Origin of the sequence: Corynebacterium nuruki S6-4, assembly GCF_007970465.1 — a bacterium.
Classification (GTDB): Bacteria; Actinomycetota; Actinomycetes; order Mycobacteriales; family Mycobacteriaceae; genus Corynebacterium; species Corynebacterium nuruki.
On the sequence record NZ_CP042429.1, the window covers coordinates 1,881,352 to 1,899,544 of the forward strand.

The window sequence follows — 18,193 nt, forward strand, 5'->3', positions numbered from 1 at the left end:
TCACCGTACCGGTCGGTCTGCCCCGCCGCCGACGGTGGTCCGGGCCACAGGTGCGGTCCGGGGATCATTCCCCCGGCAGGTACGGTTCCAGGACCCTGAGGCAGTAGTCCCGGACCTTCTTCTCGTTGACGCGCTCCCGGCCCTTCGGCCCGAACTGACGGAGCAGGACGCCCTGCAGGTCACCGCGGCACTGATCCTGCTCACAGCCTCAGCGTGGCCGAGCTGCACCCCCACCGAGGCTGCCGCGGCCGCCTTCGCCGCCGACCCCGCCCTGGCCCCGCTGCACATGAGCTTCACCGACGTACTCGGTCGGACGCTCACGCTGACCATCACCGGACTGCTGGCCGAACGGGGTGTCCTGCCCGGCCGGTGACGGCGGCAGGCACCGAGAAGCGGGACGGGCGGTCTAGGGCGTGTCTCTTTAAATAGTGGCCGTGTCCCGCCATACTGGGCTCATGGCCGCCACCGACCGCTACCAGCAACTCACCGATGCCCAGTGGGCCCGCATCGAACCCCTCCTACCCTCCAGTGACGGCAGGAGGGGTCGCCCGTTCCGGGACTCCCGCCAGATCCTCGAAGGGGTGATCTACCGGTACCGCACCGGGATTCCCTGGCGTGACCTGCCCGAACACTTCGGACCCTGGCAGACGGTGTGGAAACGTCACCGCCGTTACACCGTCGACGGGACCTGGGACCGGATCCTGCAGTCACTGCTGGCCGACGCTGACGCCGCCGGCCTGATCAGCTGGATCGTCTCGGTCGACGCGACGATCAACCGTGCTCACCAGCACGCGACGAACACGACCCGCCCCGAGCAGCACACGGGGGGCCCAGTCGAATTACAGGAATCAGGCCTGTTCTGACCTTGATGAGTGCGAACCTGCAGGCCATGGGGTTGGGCGTTCGCGGGGAGGGTTGAGCACGAAGATCCATCACGCCGTCGACGGGAAGGGCCGTCCACTGTCGGTGGTGGTCACCGGAGGTCAGCGTAACGACGGCAGTATGTTGCAGGTGGTCATTGACGATATCCGGGTGCCACAGCCGGCAGGACGGTCGGGCAGGCCCCGGACCACCCCGGATGCGGTGATGGCGGACCGGGCGTACCCGAGTCGGGCGAATCGGGAGTACCTGCGGGACCGGGGGATCGTCGCGGTGATCCCGGAGAAGGTCGACCACGTCAACGCCCGCAAACGCAAAGGATCTGCCGGCGGTCGTCCACCCAAGATGGACTGGGAGGCGTACAAGGGCCGCAATGTGGTGGAGAGGTCGTTCAACCTGCTCAAACAGTGGCGGGGACTGGCGACCCGGTACGACAAGCTGGCGGTGATCTACCGCGGGGCTGCCGTCCTGGCTGCGATCGTCGCCTGGCTCAAAGCATTAGGAGACACGCCCTAGAACCGCTCCGGCTCCGCGCCGAGATTGAAGTGGCGGCCGGACACGCCGTCCTCGTTCGGGGTGATCTCCACGAAGTTGTACTTCAGGGTCGGCAGCCACGGCTTCAGCGGCAGCTCCTCGGCGGCGTTGATCTCGTCGGAGGTGGTGAGGATGCGGGCCTGACCCTTGACGATGACGGACCAGGCCTCGCCGGTGGCGTCGCCGGTCTGCTCGACATTGTCCGCCTCGAAGAGCACGTCGCCGTTGAGGTTGAGACTGAACAGCTTGGTGCCCTCCGCGGTACGGAGGTAGATCTTCCCCTCGGAGACCGTGTAGTTGAGGGGGAAGAGGTCGACATCGTTGGTGCGGTGGACGACCAGGCGACCGAAGGTCTTGGTCGCCAGCAGCTCGAGGGACTCGTCGGTGGACAGGACCTGGACAGGTGAGTTGTTGTCAGTCATGGAGCCTATTGTTCCACCACACCGGAACTTATGCATCGACCGGGGTTGCTCCGTCCGTCCGCTCCGACCTGCGCCGGAGGTTCCGCTTCACCAGCGGCCACAGCACCACCACCACACCGGTGAGGATGAGGCTGGTCCAGACCTGCGTCCGGCTGGACTCCTGCACCACCATGACGATGAAGACGGCGATGACGCCCGCGATGAGCAGGATGTTGATCCACGGGTACAGCGGCGCCTTCATCTCCAGGGCGCTGACCTCGGCGGCGGTCATCTTCCGGCGCATGTTCCAGTGCGTCGCGGCGATGATGACGTACACGAACAGGGCGACCAGGCCCGAGGAGTTCATGATGAAGTCGAAGATGCCGGTGTCCGGCAGCGCGAAGTTGACGATCGTCGCGGCCACGCCGCCGACCGTGGAGGCCAGCAGGGCGACCATCGGCACGCCCCGCCGGTTGCGGTAGCGGACGGCCTTCGGGGCGAAGCCCTGGTCACCCATCGCCGAGAGCATGCGGGACGCCGAGTACAGCCCGGAGTTCAGCACCGACAGCACGGCGGTGAAGATGACCAGCTGCATGACGGTCGAGGCACCGGGCAGGCCGATGAGTTCGAAGACGTAGGTGAACGGTGCGGTGGAGACGTCGGTCGGGTCGGGCAGTTCGTCCCACGGCACGATGGCGGCGATGACGGCGACGGAGCCGACGAAGAACAGCAGGATGCGCCAGATGACCGTGTTCGTCGCCCGCCGGACGCCCTTGCCCGGGTCCTCGGACTCGGCGGCGGCCATGACGGCGATCTCGGTGCCGAAGTAGGCGAAGATGACGATGGCCACGCCGGTGAGCGCCTGGCTGAGACCGTTCGGGGCGAAGCCGCCGTGGTTCCAGAGGTTGTCGACGGTGAAGTCGGAGCCGGGCCACACGCCGAAGGCGAAGAGCACGCCGGCGACGAGGAAGACGATGACGGCGATGACCTTGATACCGGCGAGCCAGAACTCGATCTCGCCGAAGTTGCGGACCGAGACCGCGTTCGAGCCGACGAAGACCGCCAGCAGGATCAGCGACCAGGCCCAGGAGGGCACCGCGCTGAACCAGCCGTGCATCGTCTCGCCGCCGATGACCGACTCGTAGGCCAGCACGCCGACCCAGAAGTACCAGTACAGCCAGCCGACGAGGTAGGACGCCCCGTCGCCCAGCCCGTCGCGGGCGTAGTCCATGAAGGAGCCGACGGCGGGGCGGGACGCCGCCATCTCGCCGAGCATCTTCATCGCCAGGAACACCAGCAGGCCACCGAGCAGGTAGGACAGGATCGCGGCGGGTCCCACGTCCCGGATGATGTTGCCGGAACCGATGAACAGGCTCGATCCGATGATGCCGCCGAGGGCGATCATGGTGACGTGCCGGTTGCGCAGTTTCGTGGCCTGCCGGGTGCGGACGTGTTCGCCGCCGGACGCCGTGCCGGACGCTGTGCCGGGTTGTGCACCGGATTGGGCGCCGGGTTGTGTGCCGGGCTCTGGGGAAGCCAAGATGGGGCTCCTTACGTTGTGGTGTGGCGGTCCGTCCGGACGGGCGGACGCTCGGGGTGACGTCGGGAAAGGCCTGCGGCGGGGTCGGGTGGCCCCGACCCCGCCGAGGGGGAGATCATGTGCTGACGCGCTGGTCAGCCCAGGGCGATGTAGCGGGTCTCGAGGTACTCCTCGACGCCCTCCACACCTCCTTCCCGGCCGAAGCCGGACTGCTTGATCCCGCCGAACGGGGCGGCGGCGTCCGAGATGGCACCGCGGTTGATCCCGACCATGCCGGCGGCCAGGTGCGCGGCGAGGTACTGCGCGGTCGTCGCATCCGTGGAGAAGCCGTAGCTGGCCAGCCCGAACTCCGTGTCGTTGGCGAGCCGGACGCCCTCGTCGAGGGTGGCGAAGGTCGAGACCGTCGCGACGGGGCCGAAGATCTCCTCGTGGAGGATCCGGGCGTCCGCCGGCACGTCGGTGAGCACGGTCGCCGGGTAGAAGTTGCCCGGGCCGGCCGGTACCTCACCACCGGTCGTGACGGTGGCGCCGGCGGCGACGGCGTCGTCGACCAGTGCGGCGATGCGGTCGCGCTGCTTGACGGTGATCACCGGGCCGAGGGTGGTGCCCTCGTCGAGGCCGTGGCCCATGACCACGGCGTCCATCGCGGCGGTGAGCCGGTCGGTGAACTCGGCGGCGATCGTCTCGTCGACGAGGAACCGGTTGGCGGCGATGCAGGCTTCCCCGCCGTTGCGCATCTTCGCCTGCATGGCGGCGGCGAGGACGAGGTCGAGGTCGGCGTCCGCGGCGACGACGAAGGGGGCGTTGCCGCCGAGCTCCATCGAGGTGCGCAGCAGCCGGTCGGCGGACTGGCGGACCAGCAGCCGGCCCACCGGCGAGGAGCCGGTGAAGGTGACCTTGCGCAGCCGGTCGTCGGCCATGAGCGTCGCGGAGATCTCCGCGTCGTGGGTGGACGGGAGGATGGAGACCAGGCCGTCGGGGATGCCGGCGTCCTTGAGCACCTCACCGAGCAGCAGCATGGTCAGCGGGGTCTCCGCGGCGGGCTTGACGATGACCGGGCAGCCGGCGGCGAGCGCCGGGGCGATCTTGCGGGTCGCCATGGCCAGCGGGAAGTTCCACGGGGTGATGGCGAGCACCGGGCCGACCGGGGCACGGGTGACGAGGATGTGGCCGTTGCCGCCGGGGGCGGTGGTGAACCGGCCGGGGATGCGGACGGCTTCACCGGCGAACCAGCGGAAGTAGCTGTTGCCGTAGGTGACCTCGCCGAAGGCCTCGGCCAACGGCTTGCCCATCTCGCGGGTCATGGTGCGGGCGAACTCGTCGGCACGCTCACCGATGAGCTCGAAGACGCGGGTGAGCAGGTCCGCACGCTGCTGCGGCGCAGTCTGCGCCCAGGCCTCCCCGGCGGGGACGGCCCGCTCGAGGGCGGTGAGGGCGTCCGCCACGGTCGCGTCGGCGACCGTGTCGATGACCTCACCGGTGGCGGGGTCGGTGACCTCGAAGGTGGCGCCGTCCGAGGCGGGCACCTGACTGGTGCCGAGCCAGATCTGCCGGGTCATCAGATGTTCTCCCGGACCGCACCGGCGAGCACGGTGAGGCCGTCGCGAAGCAGGTCCTCGCCGATGACCAGCGGCGGCAGCAGGCGGATGACGTTGCCGTCGAGACCGCAGGTGAGGATGAGCAGGCCGGCGGCCTGGCAGGCGGCGGCGATCTTCTTGACGACGGCGCCGTCGGGGCGACCCTCGGCGTCCACGAACTCGAGGGCGAGCATCGCACCGCGGCCGCGGACCTCGGCGACGCGGGAGCCGGACGCGCCGGCCTCGCCGACGAGCGGCTCGAGGATCTCACGGGCGACGGCCTCGATGCCGCGGGCGCGACCGGCGAGGTCGAGGTCCTCCATCTGGGACAGGGCGGCGATGGCGGCTGCGCAGGCGACCGGCGAGCCGGCGTAGGTGCCGCCGAGGGAGCCGGGGCCGGGGGCGTCCATGATCTCGGCGCGACCGGTGACCGCGGACAGCGGCATGCCGCCGGCGATGCCCTTGGCGGTGGTCATCATGTCCGGGACCACGCCCTCGTGGTTGACGGCGAACCAGTCGCCGGTGCGGCACATGCCGGCCTGGATCTCGTCGGCGATGAAGACGACGTCGTTGGCGCGGCACCACTCGGCGATGGCGGGGAGGAAGCCCTCGGCGGGGACGACGAAGCCGCCCTCACCCTGGATCGGCTCGATGACGACGCAGGCGAGGTTCTCGGCTCCGATCTCCTTCTCCATCTGGTAGATGGTCTGCTCGGCGGCCTCCGGGCCGGTGAGGCCGTCGTGCAGCGGGTAGCTCATCGGGGCGCGGTAGACCTCGGAGGCGAACGGGCCGAAACCGGACTTGTAGGGCACGTTCTTCGCGGTCATGGCCATGGTCAGGTTGGTGCGGCCGTGGTAGGCGCGGTCCATGACGACGACGGCGTTCTTCTTCGTGTACGACCGGGCGATCTTCACCGCGTTCTCGACGGCCTCGGCACCGGAGTTGAGCAGCACGGTGCGCTTGTCGAAGTCACCCGGGGTGATCTCGGCGAGCTTCTCGGCGACGGCCGTGTAGGACGCGTAGGGCGAGGTGGTGAAGTTGGTGTGGGTGAAGTGGCCGACGGCCTCACGGACGGCCGCGACGACCTTCTCGTTGGAGGCGCCGACGCTGGTCACGGCGATGCCGGAGGCGAAGTCGACGAAGGAGTTGCCGTCGGCGTCGACGAGGACGCCACCGTCGGCGTCCACGACGTAGCCGGCCAGGGCCGGGGCGATGCCGCGGGGGACGGAGGCGGCGGTGCGGGCGGCGAGGTCGGCGGACACCGGGCCGGGCAGCTGGTCGGTGACGATCTTCCGCTCCTGCGGGAGGCGGTAGGTGAGTGTCGAGAGGGTTGACGGGGTCGCAGTCATGGTTGCTCCTGGATGTCGGGTCCTGCTTCTGTCCCTGATTATGGTCACCGTCACAACCCCCCACCATGGCCGGATCGGCGAAGGTGAACTTTATTTTTGTACACTTGGGCCATGCCCGAACTGTTGCCGTTGACCTGGTTGCGCGCCCAGGAACATCTCGATCTGCGCGCCGTCGTCCCCGCCGCCCCGGCAGGTGGCACCGTCGGTTTCTCCGTCATCCAGCCGACCGAACTGCTCGACCCCCGGGAATTCCTCGAACCGCACGCGGTGGTCCTCACCGTCGGCGTGGCCCTCTCCCGCGAGACCGACCCCTTCCCCGACTACGTCGCACGCCTCGCCGAGGCGCAGGTCACCGCGATCGGCGTGGGCACCGGCCTGCTCTACCCCACCGTCCCCACGGCGCTGGCGGACGCCGCCCGGGACCACGGCATCGCCCTGTTCGAGGTACCGCGGCACACCGCGTTCATCTCCATCCTCAACACCGTCGCCGACGAGCGCGCCCGCCGGGCCCGGCGCGCCCAGGACCAGCTGCTCGCCGTCCAGGAGCAGCTCTCCGCCGCCGCGGTCCGGGGCGGACTCGAGACCCTGCTCACCGACACGGCGTCCCACCTCGCCGCGGCCGTCGCCGTCACCGACGAGGCCGGACGCCTCGAAGGCCGGTGCGACCGGACCGGAACCGACGGCACCGTGCTCAGCGCCGTCGGGACCGCCCGCGGCCTGCCCGGCAGCAGCGCCGGCCAGGACGACGGCCGGTGGTGGATCGTGCAGCGCATGACCCGGCAGGGTGACCGGCTCCACCTCATCGCCGTCCTCGCCGACCACCCCTTCAGCAGCCACGACCGGGCGGTGCTCAAGCATGCCGCCGGGCTGGCGGACATCCTGCTGCAGCGGCCCACCTACCTGCGCAGGAGCCGGAACGAGCTGAACACCCTCGCACTGCGGCTGCACCTGGGGCTCGGCAGCGCGGGCCGGTCGGCCGGGCAGGTCCTCGACCAGGCCGCCGACGGTGACGGCCGGGTGCGGCCCACCGTCGTCGCCGCCGACCGGGTCGCCGACCTGCACCGGGCGGTGGACGCGGCCGACCGGACGACCGGGGAGAGCGGACGCCACCTGTTCACCACCGACCTGGACACCGCCACCGCCGTCTTCCTCTTCCGCGGCACCCGGACGCTCGACGACATCGCCTCGACCTTCGGCACGGCGGCCCGACGGGTCCGGATCGCGGTCGGCGAACCGGTCGGCTGGGCCGATCTGGGCATGGACCGGGTGCACCGGCTGGAGACCGCGGCGCGGTCGATGGCTCCGGGGACGGTCGCCGGGCCCTACGAGGCGGGCACCGGGTGGCTCGACCGGCCGGCGGTGCGGGAGGCCCTCGACCAGCGCGCCGCCGAGACCGTGGACCGGTTGCTGGGGGCGGGCGGGACCGGGTCAGCCGGGAGCGAGTCGGACCGGGAGCTGGCGCAGACCCTCGAGACGTGGCTGCGCTCCGGCGGGAAGACCGCGGCGACGGCGGAGGCCCTGGGGGTGCACCGTCACACGGTGCGCACCCGGCTGGCGCGCATCAGCGAGATCTGCGAGGTCGACCTCGACGACCCGGTGGTCCGGGCCGAGCTGCTGCTCGTCGCGGTGACGCGGTGACGCGCATCTGACAGAAGGACGGTTGGCGGCCTGACGAAACGACGGTTAGAAACGAGGCAGGACGACGGTTAAAGGTCTGGCGAAACGACGGTTACGCATCTCAAGTGCAGCTCATGACGGACGCATACCTACAGCGGCACATTGACCGAACTGGACGGCCTGTTCCCGGATGCTCCCACGGTCATGCAAGGCGTCCGCATCAGCGGTGCCTGAGAGCCGCTGGGCGCACCGCCCTCAACCCAGCAGCGAGACCGTCCTCGCGACGAGTGCAGCGAGGCCCCACTCGAACGGTGGGTCAGCGTAGGGGTTCAGGACGTCGTCGGACACTACTGGTGACGGCGTGTCCGCCCGGGCAGTAAACGCGTCCACCGCAGCGCTGAAGACCGGCGCGTCGGACTCGTCAGGACCTGAACTGAAGATCGTCGCCGGCGCGTGGGCATCCATCGCTGAGCCGAACAAAAAGGACTCGAACGCGACAATGACCGGCACGATGTGCGGCTGAGGTATCCCCACCGCAACCAGGCCTGCAGCCACCACCTCATACATCCGTCGGGTCGCCGGGGCACCGGAGACCGGCAGGGTAGCGATGAGCGGGACCAGATCCGGATACCCCGCGAAGACCCTTCGGTAGGACCGGGCCCAATCCGTCAGCGCCGCAGCGAGGTTGTCCGATGCCACGCCACGGTCAGCAGCGGTCATGCCCGCACTGTCAGCCGCGAGCCGTCCGAGAGCGGCGGCATCCACCCGGGACATCACGGCGTCCTGGACGAGGAGCAGCAGGTCAGCTTTGCTGGCGATGTGATTGTAGAGCGCAGCGACGGTGACGCCGAGACTGTCGGCAAGGGCCTTCATCGTGAGTTTCGGCAGCCCCCGGTCAGTGACGATGGCGAGAGCGGCCTCCGCGATGCGATCGCGGTTGAGGACGGGCGTCGACGGACGCCCGACCCTCCGCCCGCTTCTGCGCTCAGCCATCGGTCTCCTCTCGTCAGTTTCACACACAATTTACATTTCGCCGCTTCCCCGAAGAAACGCAGGTGGCACCCCTGCCCGTCTCCGGTCCAGTGAGAAGCAGGAGACGATGAGCGCAGAGTTTTCCCGGCAAAAGGTGGCGCAAATCACGATCCGGTTGTACGGTGCATGGAAATAAGCGTTGCTCATTTTACCAAGGAGGACAATCCATGCACACCGCTGAAGCAGACGTCGTCGTCATCGGCGCAGGTCCGGCTGGTCTCACCGCTGCCTATACCCTGGCCAAAGCCGGCAAGAAGGTCACCGTCGTTGAGGCCCGCAACCGGGTCGGCGGCCGTACCTGGAACGGGAAGATCCTCGACGACAACGGCAGAGAGCACTTCATCGAGATCGGCGGACAGTGGATCTCCCCCGACCAGACCCGACTTACAGCACTGACCGAGGAACTCGGTCTCGAGACCTTCCCCCGGTTCCGTGAGGGCAACTCCGTCTACGTGTCCCCCGACGGCACGCGCCATACCTACACCGGCGACCGCCTCCCGGTGACCGACCACACCCTGGCCGAGATGGAGAAGCTCATCAAGCTCATGGACGACCTCGCCGAGAAGATCGGCGCCGAGACCCCCTGGGCCGCGGAGAAGGCCGAGGAACTCGACACCGTCGCCTTCCGTACCTGGCTCCATCAGCACTCCGACGACCAGGAGGCCATCGACAACGTCTCCATCTACGTCGCCTCCGGCATGCTCACCAAACCGTCCTATGCCTTCTCCACCCTGCAGGCAGTGCTCATGGCCGCGTCCGCCGGCTCTTTCTCCAACCTCGTCGACGAGGACTTCATCCTCGACCGTCGCGTGGTCGGCGGCATGATGCACGTCTCCGAAACCCTCGCCGAAAAGGTACGTGACCTGGGCGGCGAGATCATCTTCGAATCCCCGGTGCGCCAGATCGACTGGCACGACGCCGATCCAACCACCGTCGACGAGATCAACACGGTCGCCGACGTCCGCAACGGGGTCACTGACAACGGCGCCGCCGGGTCCGTCACCGTCCACGCCGACAAGGTCACCGTCCACGCAAAGAACGCCGTCCTTGCTGTCCCGCCGAACCTCTACAACCGGATCAGCTTCGTCCCGCCCATGCCGCGCGAACAACACGTCGCCCACCAGCACATCTCCATGGGTCTGGTCATCAAGGTCCACGCCGTCTACGAGACCCCGTTCTGGCGTGAGGACGGTCTGTCCGGCACCGCCTTCGGCGGCGGTCGCCTCGTCCAGGAGGTCTACGACAACACCAACTACGGCGCCAACATCACCGACGCCCCTGCGGACACCGAAGATTCCTACGGCACCCTCGTCGGCTTCGTCTCCGATCTCTATGCCGAGGAGATGTGGGCCCTGCCCGAGGAGGAACGTAAGCAGCGCATCCTCTCCGCCATGGCCGACTACCTCGGTCCGAAGACCATGGAACCGATCGCCTTCTACCTCTCCGACATGGCAGCCGAAGAGTGGACCCGCGGCGCCTACGCCACCAGCTACGATCTCGGTGGCCTGCACCGCTGGGGCCACCTGCAGAACCAGCCGACCGGACCGATCCACTACGCGTGCTCCGATATTGCCGCCGAGGGCTACCAGCATGTCGACGGTGCCGTCCGCCAGGGCGAAGCCGCCGCGCTGGCGGTGATCGCCGTCCAGAACGGGGAGCAGCAGGCATGATGACACGCAGCGGGCCCGCCGACCGCCCCCGTCAACCGATCGTCGTCGGTTACTCCGCCACCGCCACCGGGCAGGACGCTCTCGCCCTGGGTATCGCCCTGGCACGGGAGCAGAATGCCGACCTCCACATCGTCCTGGTCGCCCCGGAAGACTCTGGATTCAGCCCGTCCCACGGCTATGACCGCAGTTACGACGGGATCCTGCTCGACCAGATGCAGGACTGGCTCACCGACGCCCTCACCGGGGTCCCCGACGATGTCCGGGCAACCTGCCACGTCGCCTCGGCGACGAACGCCGCCGAGGGGTTGCTCGCCGCCGCCCGTGCCCTCGGAGCGGGCGTCATCACCATCGGATCCCGCTCCGGCGGCCTGCTGCGAAGCCACCGGATCGGCTCCATGGCCTCCGCTCTGCTGCACTCCTCCGACATCCCGGTGGCGCTCGCCCCAACCGGCTACCACCAGCCGGGACCGATCGGCCGGGTCACTACGATGTTCGGCCAACGCCGCGGTGCGACGGACGTTATCGCGGTCGGGCTGGAGACCGCCCGCGACCGGGACATCCCTCTGCGGCTCGTCTCCATCGTCATGATCGACGAGCCCGATACCGATGTTCCGTCCGACACCGCCGGTATCAACATGAAAGTCGTCAACGAAGTCCACTCCTACGCCACCGCCCGACTGGCGGCCGAGGCAGAGGAGAAGGTCACTGACAGAACCGCGACCGCCGTCGTCGCCACCGGCCGCAGCGTACCGGAGGCGCTGCACGACCTGGATTGGCGCGACGACGAGATCGTCCTCGTCGCGTCATCGCGACTCGCCGCCGACGGCCGCTTGTTCCTCGGTAAGACCGCGACGACCATGCTGCGAGCCACTCCGGTCCCGATGGTCATCGTCCCCGCCGGCTGGAGCCACCCGGGAACCACCGATCCTCGTCAGGAGGACTGATACATGACGGACACCAACACCACTGCAGCCTCCGGCAAGGGCCTCGCCGTCGGGAAGATCGGCGTCCTCGGCGCGGTCGTCGTCGGAATCTCCTGTATCGCCCCCGCCTACACGCTGACCTCCGGACTCGGCCCCACGATCTCCGAGGTCGGAACTCATGTGCCGGCGATCCTCATCCTCGGTTTCATCCCGATGCTGCTCGTCGCCTTCGGTTACCGTGAGCTCAACAACCGTGTACCTGATTCCGGAACCTCGTTCACCTGGGCGACCAAGGCCTTCAACCCCTGGATCGGCTGGATGGGCGGCTGGGGTCTGATCACCGCGACGATCATCGTCCTCTCGAACCTCGCAGCCGTGGCAGTAGACTTCTTCTACCTGCTGCTGTCGCAGATCTTCAACAACCCGGACATCGCCGGACTCACCGACAAGCTATGGGTCAACATCCCCACCACCCTCGTCCTCATCGCGGTCGCGGCGTGGATCGCCTACCGGGGCGTGGAAGCGACAAAGAACATCCAGTACTGGCTGGTCGGTTTCCAGTTGATCGTGCTCACGGTCTTCGCCGTAGTCGCCATCATGCAGTCGGACAAGGGCACGAGCTTCGATCCCACCGACATCGACCTCTCTTGGTTCAATCCGGCCGACCTGGACGGCTTCTCCACCATGGCTGCGGGCGTCTCACTGTCCATCTTCATGTTCTGGGGCTGGGACGCCACCCTCACCATGAACGAGGAGACCAAGGACCCGAAGCGTACGGCAGGCCGCGCGTCGACCATCGTCGTCATCGTCATCATTGCGATCTATGTCCTGGTCGCGGTCGGTGTGATCGCCTGGGCCGGCACCGGCACCGAGGGACTCGGCGCCGGAAACCCGGACAACCAGGAATCCATCTTCGCCGCAATGGCGGATCCGGTACTCGGGAAGTGGGGCATCCTGATGTCCCTGGCGATCCTGAGTTCCTCGTTCGCTTCACTGCAGTCGACGATGATCTCACCGTCGCGCACGATGCTGGCGATGGGCTATTACAAGGCACTCCCGGAAGTCTTCTCGCGCATCAGTCCGCGGTTCCGCACCCCGTCCGTCGCGACAGTTGCTTCCGCGGTCGCCGCCGCCGCGTTCTACACCGTGACCCGGCTACTCAGCGAGAACGCCCTCTGGGACACGATCACCGCACTCGGCCTGATGATCTGTTTCTACTACGGGATCACCGCCATCGCCTGTGTCTGGTACTTCCGCCATGAGTTGTTCACCGATGTGCGCAGCGTCCTGTTCAAGTTCGTCTGCCCGCTCATCGGTGGCGTCGTCCTGCTGGCGATGTTCTGCCAGACCGCCGTCGACTCCCTCGATCCCGCCTACGGGTCCGGGACCTCGGTCGCGGGAGTGGGAATGGTCTTCATCCTCGGCATGGGGGTGCTCGCCCTCGGCGTCATCCTGATGATCTGGACGCGCATCAAGAACCCCGAATTCTTCCGGGGCACCATCCTGTCGAAGGTCCATTCCCTGTCCGACGGCGAATTCGCCGCAGAAGACAACGCGGCAGACCAGCCGGCAGGCGCTCTCTTCGCCGAGCGCATCCTTCCGGCAGTCGACCCTGACGATCCAGACATGACACTCTGGACCCTGAACCCCGACACCACCACACAGTCCCCGACCGGGGACTCCATCGTAAAGGAGAAGAGATGAACTCCCCCGTTTACCGGAGCATCAACCCCGCGACCGGCGCGACCAACGCCGACTACCCGCACGCCACCGACGCCGAGATCGAGGCCGCCGTCGGCGCCGCCGACGCCGCCTTCAGCACCTGGGGCGCCCTGACCACCGCCGAGCGCGCCACCGTCATGCACAAGGTCGCCGACCTCTTCGCCGAGCGCAAGGACGAGCTCGGTGCCCTCGCCACCCGCGAAATGGGCAAGCCGATCGTCGAATCCGTCGGCGAGGCCGAGTTCAGCGGTGACATCATCCGCTACTTCGCCGACAACGCCGAGAAGTTCACCGCCGAGCAGGTCCTCGAGGACACCGACGAGTCCCGCACCGTCATCCAGCGCCGCCCCATCGGCCCGCTGCTGGGCATCATGCCCTGGAACTTCCCCTACTACCAGATCGCCCGTTTCATCGCCCCGAACCTCATGCTGGGCAACACCATCCTGCTCAAGCACGCCGAGGGAGTGCCCGGCTGCGCCGTCGCCGTCCAGGAACTGCTGGCCGACGCGGGCGTCCCCGAGGGTGTGTACCAGAACATCTTCGCCACCCACGAGCAGGCGTCCACCATCATCGAGAACCCCCGGATCCAGGGTGTGTCACTCACCGGCTCCGAGCGCGCCGGCGCCTCGATCGCCGCGCAGGCCGGTGCCGCACTGAAGAAGGCCGTCCTCGAGCTCGGCGGCTCCGACCCGTACGTCATCCTCTCCACCGACGACGCCCGCGCCGCCGCCCACAATGCCCTGGCGGTCCGGCTCGAGAACACCGGTCAGGCCTGCAACTCCAACAAGCGGATCATCCTGCACGAGGACGTCTACGATGACTTCCTCGCCGAGGCCGTCGCCTTCGTCAGCGACATGACCCCCGCCGATCCGACCGACATCAACGACGTCATGGAGCAGAAGGCCTACGGCCCGCTGTCCTCCGAGGCCGCCGCCGACAAGCTCGTCGGCCAGCTCGGCCGGGCCGTCGAGGCCGGCGCGACCCTCCACGTCGGTGGCGAGCGCCTGGACCGGGACGGCTTCTACGTCTCCCCCGCCGTGATCAGCGGCATCCCGGTCGGCTCCGACATCTACTACGAGGAGTTCTTCGGCCCGATCGTCGAACTGTTCAAGGTCAGCTCCGACGAGGAGGCCCTCGACCTGGCGAACAACACCCAGTACGGTCTCGGCTCCACGGTCTTCGCCGTGGAGGAGGGGCGTGCCGAGAAGCTCGCCGCCGGGATGCAGGCCGGCATGACCGGTGTGAACCAGTCCGCACCGGAGACCGAGGGCATGCCCTTCGGTGGTGTGAAGCGCTCCGGCTACGGCCGCGAGCTCGGCCCGCTCGGCATGGACGAGTTCGTCAACAAGCGGCTGTACTCGGTCAAGAAGTAGCGGCCCCCCGCCGTCTGTCGGGCGGGGGAACCTGTCTGCCCCGGCGACAGCCGACCGTCAGCAGACTCCGGGATCCTTCCGGATCTGTGCGAGGTCGACGGCGTCCGCCATGGCCCGGTAGCCGGCAGGGTTCGGGTGCAGGTGGTCCGGGCTGGCGTAGTCCGCCCGCATCACCGACGGATCGTCCGGCGACCGCAGCGCCGCATCGAAGTCGACGTAGCCGTCGGCGATGTCCTGGCTGCGGATCCAGTCGTTGATCTCGGTGCGCATCCGGTCACTCTGCGGGGCGAGCAGCGTGCCGTCCACCAGGGCGTCCGAGGCCGGGGTGATGGTGCCGAGCCAGATCTTCTTCCCGCTGTCCCGCGCCTGGCTGACGAGGTTCCGGTAGCCGTCGATCATCGCCTGCGTGGTGACCGTCGGGTTTAGCCCGAGGTCGTTGATCCCGATGAGGACGATGACCCCGTAGGCGCCGGGGAGGTCCAGCGCGTCCCGGTGGAACCGGTCGACCCCTGCCGCGCCGAGGAACAGTGGCTCGGCGTTGACGAGCAGCTGGTTGCTGCCGATGCCGGCATTGGCGACCGCAACCGGGGAACCGGCCTCGTCCAGACGGCGCTGCAGCGCGTCCGGGTAGCGGTGGTCGGAGTCATTGACTGAGGCGTCCGCGGGGATCGGGACGCGACCCGACCCCACGAATCCGTCGGTGATCGAATCACCGAAGGCGACCAGTGTGCCCGCATCGTCCGGGGCCCCGACCTCGAGTCCCGTGGTGTAGAGCCACGCCCCGGACGCGTCACTGAATGCCCCGCCCGAGGCATCTCCGGTCCTGTCCCCCGACCCGGGCGGCGCCATGTACGACGTCGCATTGGCGTTCCAGTGCTGGGTCGGTGGCCCCGCGACCCCCGACACGTAGGTGCTGACCAGCAGCGGGTCGAAGGACCCGAAGCTGAGGTCCACGGGATCGCTGACGATCTCCTCCCCCGGGCCCAGGGTCACGTCACCGGACCCCGAGAACTCCACCGGGACCGGCGTCCCGTCGGCATCCGGTCCGTCCGCCTGCCTCGCCACCGTGACATGTCCGAAGGTCACGGGTGTGGCACCGTACCGGTTCGACAGTCGGACCTTCAGGGTCGACCCGCCCATGTGCGGTGTGATCACCGACCGGAAGCTCTGGTCGGAGACGACGGTGGGGGTCACACCGAAGTTGGCGTCCACCGGTGTCACCGAGTCGGTCGGGCTTGTCGCCCACGAGGTGATGAAGTGGTTGTCCGGGCAGGAGGTCCCGGCGACTGCCGCCGGCATCCCGGTGCCGACCACCGACACCCCCAACCCCGTACTCAGGATGACGGACAGGACTGTCCCGAACGATCTCGGTCGGATTTTCATAATGGATCACCTACAAGTTGTGAGGGAGTGATACCTTTTCGCAGGAATGTACATTGTCAGTGTGATGTACGCAACAGTGAGCCGGGTTCCACCTGGTGACAGCACCCCTGACGACGCCGGTGCGCCGCACGGAAAAGTGCTCCTGTCGACCATGATCACGATTCGCTCGATCCTGGGCGAGACGGGGAAACCGACGAACTGGCGGTATTCTCCACCGTCCGGAGACTCCGCCCCGGCAGCGTCCGGCCGAACACCACCAGCGCCGACAGCACCAGCAGGAGGCCCGCCCAGTAGGGGGCCGCATGTCCCACACCGCTGTACAACACCCCGACGATCAACGGTGCCACGACACCGACACCGGTCTGCACCCCCTCGACCACACCGGCGAGCCACCCCTGCTCCGATTCGCCGACCTGTGACGACAGCACCCCGGTCAGCGTCGCCGTGACCATTCCCTCACCACCGCCGATGCACAGGGTGCCAACCACGATGAGCCACGGCTCATGGGCCAGACCCGCCACCACGGCGACCGCGGCGAACCCTGCCGCCTGGGCGGTTCCGCCGGCAAGGATGACCCGGCGTTCCCCCAGCCGCGGCAGCAGGAGCGCCAGCAGCCCGCCCTGCACCACGATGTCTAGCACACCGACCCCCGAGGTCAACAGACCGACCCGCACCGCGTCCCAGTGGACCGCATCCATGGCCACGACGCTGTAGTTGTTGATGAAGAAGCCGAAGGGGACGGCCACGAGAACCAGCCCGACGAGCGGTCCCCGCAGCCCCGGACGGGCGAACGCCGTACGGAATGACGCCACCGGGTTCACCCGGGCAAGCCGGAGAGCGGTGGTGCGGCGTCCGGCCGGGAGACTCTCCGGGAGGAGAATCAGGGCGGTGGCGCCGACGGTCGCCGCCACCGCGGCCGTGACCACCACGGGCAGCACCGTGGAATGCACCGCGAGCAGTCCGCCGAGCGCGGGACCGACCATGAAACCGGCGCCGCAGACGGCACCGAGCATCCCGTAGCGCCGGGAGCGCTGCGGCGCCGGGGTGATGTCGGCGAGGTAGGCGTAGACCGCCGGCATGTCTCCGGCGGTGACCCCCTGGATGACGCGGCCGAGCACCAGCGCCCACAGTCCCCCACCGAAACCGAAGATGAGGAACCCGACGGCCGCCCCGAAGGCGCCGAGGATGATGACAGGGCGGCGTCCGTACCGGTCGGACAGGCCGCCGAGGACCGGACTGGCGAGGAAGGCACAGAGGGCGTTGACCGCTTCGAGCAGGCCGACCCAGACCGCCAGGTCCGCTCCGTCGGGGAGGTGGTCCCGGACGATGAACGGGAGGATCGGGATGACCACGGTCATGCCGACCATGTTGAGGGCGGCGACGGTGACCAGCAGTGGCCACGACCACCGGGTGTCGGAGGTTTCTGACATGCCCGGAAACTGTACCCGATACACCTTTGTAGTCAATTCACCTTCTTACCCGGTCCACTCTCTCTGGCTGCCCAGTACCCTGGACGCCATGGCAACATCCACCTCCCCCGGCCGCCGGGAACGGAAGAAGGCGGCCACCCGGAAAGCCATCGGGGACGCCGCCCTCAAACTCTTCCTCGACCGGGGCTTCGACGCGGTCAGTGTCCGGGAGATCGCGGACGCCGCCGACGTCTCCCCCACCACCGTCTTCGCCCACTTCCCGTGCAAGGAGGCGATCGCCCTCGACGAGGACGAGACCCGGCGCGACGAACTCGTCGCCGTCGTCACCGACCGGGCGGCAGACCAGTCCATCCTCGACGCACTGCACGCCTACCTCCGGGACAACCGTCGGGAGGAACGCATGGACGCCGACTTCCTGGCCCTTTTGAACTCGTCCCTCGCCCTCAACGACTACGCACAGCGGATGTGGCTGCGCCACGGCGACGCACTCGCCACCGCAATCGCCGACGAACTCGGCACCGGAGCGCCGGACGATACCGTGCTCGCCTTCTGCCGGTTCGTCCTGCAGACCCAGATCCTCGCCGCCGAGGTCAGCGAGACACCCGGCGACATGTCCCCCGCCCTGGTCGACGCCGCATTCGACCTGCTCCGGCCCGGTTGGAAGGAGTACCTGGCGCATCTCAGCTGAGCCTGCCCGACCGAGCCCGGCCCACCCGCAGACCTGTCACCCCACCGCCACCCCCTCGGACCTCAATCGCCGACG

General features: G+C 68.3%; 14 protein-coding genes and 1 pseudogene. 8 read left to right on the plus strand and 7 right to left on the minus strand.

Annotation, left to right across the window (positions count from 1 at the left end; translation table 11 throughout):
* The first annotated feature begins 34 nt into the window (after positions 1-34).
* Together FSW06_RS08475 and FSW06_RS08480 are read left to right on the plus strand one after the other, a co-directional pair.
* Positions 35-373, plus strand: coding sequence for a hypothetical protein (locus tag FSW06_RS08475; RefSeq protein ID WP_010121301.1), 339 nt, complete (start codon positions 35-37; stop codon positions 371-373).
* A gap of 82 nt (positions 374-455) precedes the next feature.
* A pseudogene (locus FSW06_RS08480) lies at positions 456-1,395 on the plus strand (IS5 family transposase).
* Here the strand turns inward: FSW06_RS08480 and FSW06_RS08485 are convergent.
* From FSW06_RS08485 to gabT, 4 genes are all read right to left on the minus strand, one after another.
* On the minus strand, positions 1,392-1,835 hold the full coding sequence (locus tag FSW06_RS08485; RefSeq protein ID WP_010121306.1) for a pyridoxamine 5'-phosphate oxidase family protein: 444 nt from the start codon (positions 1,833-1,835) through the stop codon (positions 1,392-1,394). The pseudogene FSW06_RS08480 and the gene FSW06_RS08485 sit on opposite strands and share 4 nt — an antisense overlap.
* Positions 1,836-1,863: 28 nt before the next feature.
* On the minus strand, positions 1,864-3,354 hold the full coding sequence (locus FSW06_RS08490; protein ID WP_050801995.1) for an amino acid permease: 1,491 nt from the start codon (positions 3,352-3,354) through the stop codon (positions 1,864-1,866).
* 134 nt (positions 3,355-3,488) lie between these two features.
* A complete protein-coding gene (locus FSW06_RS08495) occupies positions 3,489-4,913 on the minus strand; it encodes an NAD-dependent succinate-semialdehyde dehydrogenase (RefSeq protein WP_010121310.1) in 1,425 nt (474 codons plus the stop codon).
* Positions 4,913-6,280: a 4-aminobutyrate--2-oxoglutarate transaminase gene (gene gabT / locus FSW06_RS08500; protein WP_010121312.1), complete on the minus strand. Its 1,368-nt coding sequence runs from the start codon at positions 6,278-6,280 to the stop codon at positions 4,913-4,915. Before gabT ends, FSW06_RS08495 begins: the two co-directional genes overlap by 1 nt.
* Before the next feature lie 111 nt (positions 6,281-6,391).
* Between gabT and FSW06_RS08505 the strand changes: the two genes are divergently transcribed.
* Positions 6,392-7,918 carry a PucR family transcriptional regulator gene (locus tag FSW06_RS08505; protein WP_010121315.1) on the plus strand — a complete coding sequence of 509 codons (1,527 nt, stop codon included), beginning with the start codon at positions 6,392-6,394 and terminating at the stop codon, positions 7,916-7,918.
* 234 nt (positions 7,919-8,152) lie between these two features.
* Here the strand turns inward: FSW06_RS08505 and FSW06_RS08510 are convergent, their stop codons facing one another.
* Complete coding sequence (locus FSW06_RS08510) at positions 8,153-8,890, minus strand: TetR/AcrR family transcriptional regulator (protein WP_010121317.1); 738 nt, start codon at positions 8,888-8,890, stop codon at positions 8,153-8,155.
* Between the two features lie 206 nt (positions 8,891-9,096).
* Here FSW06_RS08510 and FSW06_RS08515 point away from each other — a divergent pair, with 206 nt between their 5' ends.
* The 4 genes from FSW06_RS08515 to FSW06_RS08530 are packed head-to-tail and all read left to right on the plus strand — an operon-like array spanning position 9,097 to position 14,617.
* Positions 9,097-10,599, plus strand: a complete 1,503-nt coding sequence (locus FSW06_RS08515; protein WP_010121319.1) for a flavin monoamine oxidase family protein — start codon at positions 9,097-9,099, stop codon at positions 10,597-10,599.
* Complete coding sequence (locus FSW06_RS08520; RefSeq protein WP_010121321.1) at positions 10,596-11,543, plus strand: universal stress protein; 948 nt, start codon at positions 10,596-10,598, stop codon at positions 11,541-11,543. Before FSW06_RS08515 ends, FSW06_RS08520 begins: the two co-directional genes overlap by 4 nt.
* Before the next feature lie 3 nt (positions 11,544-11,546).
* Positions 11,547-13,226: an APC family permease gene (locus tag FSW06_RS08525; RefSeq protein WP_010121323.1), complete on the plus strand. Its 1,680-nt coding sequence runs from the start codon at positions 11,547-11,549 to the stop codon at positions 13,224-13,226.
* Positions 13,223-14,617 carry an aldehyde dehydrogenase family protein gene (locus tag FSW06_RS08530; RefSeq protein WP_010121325.1) on the plus strand — a complete coding sequence of 465 codons (1,395 nt, stop codon included), beginning with the start codon at positions 13,223-13,225 and terminating at the stop codon, positions 14,615-14,617. The genes FSW06_RS08525 and FSW06_RS08530 overlap by 4 nt, the downstream gene beginning before the upstream one ends.
* Positions 14,618-14,674: 57 nt before the next feature.
* On the opposite strand, the gene FSW06_RS08535 is transcribed toward FSW06_RS08530, so the two are convergent.
* Both FSW06_RS08535 and FSW06_RS08540 read right to left on the minus strand, forming a co-directional pair.
* The gene (locus FSW06_RS08535; RefSeq protein ID WP_202945435.1) at positions 14,675-15,916 is read right to left on the minus strand and encodes a GDSL-type esterase/lipase family protein; all 1,242 of its coding nucleotides are present in this window, start codon (positions 15,914-15,916) and stop codon (positions 14,675-14,677) included.
* 239 nt (positions 15,917-16,155) lie between these two features.
* The gene (locus FSW06_RS08540) at positions 16,156-17,430 is read right to left on the minus strand and encodes an MFS transporter (RefSeq protein WP_010121329.1); all 1,275 of its coding nucleotides are present in this window, start codon (positions 17,428-17,430) and stop codon (positions 16,156-16,158) included.
* Between the two features lie 88 nt (positions 17,431-17,518).
* Here FSW06_RS08540 and FSW06_RS08545 point away from each other — a divergent pair, with 88 nt between their 5' ends.
* On the plus strand, positions 17,519-18,118 hold the full coding sequence (locus FSW06_RS08545; protein ID WP_010121331.1) for a TetR/AcrR family transcriptional regulator: 600 nt from the start codon (positions 17,519-17,521) through the stop codon (positions 18,116-18,118).
* Positions 18,119-18,193: the final 75 nt, after the last annotated feature.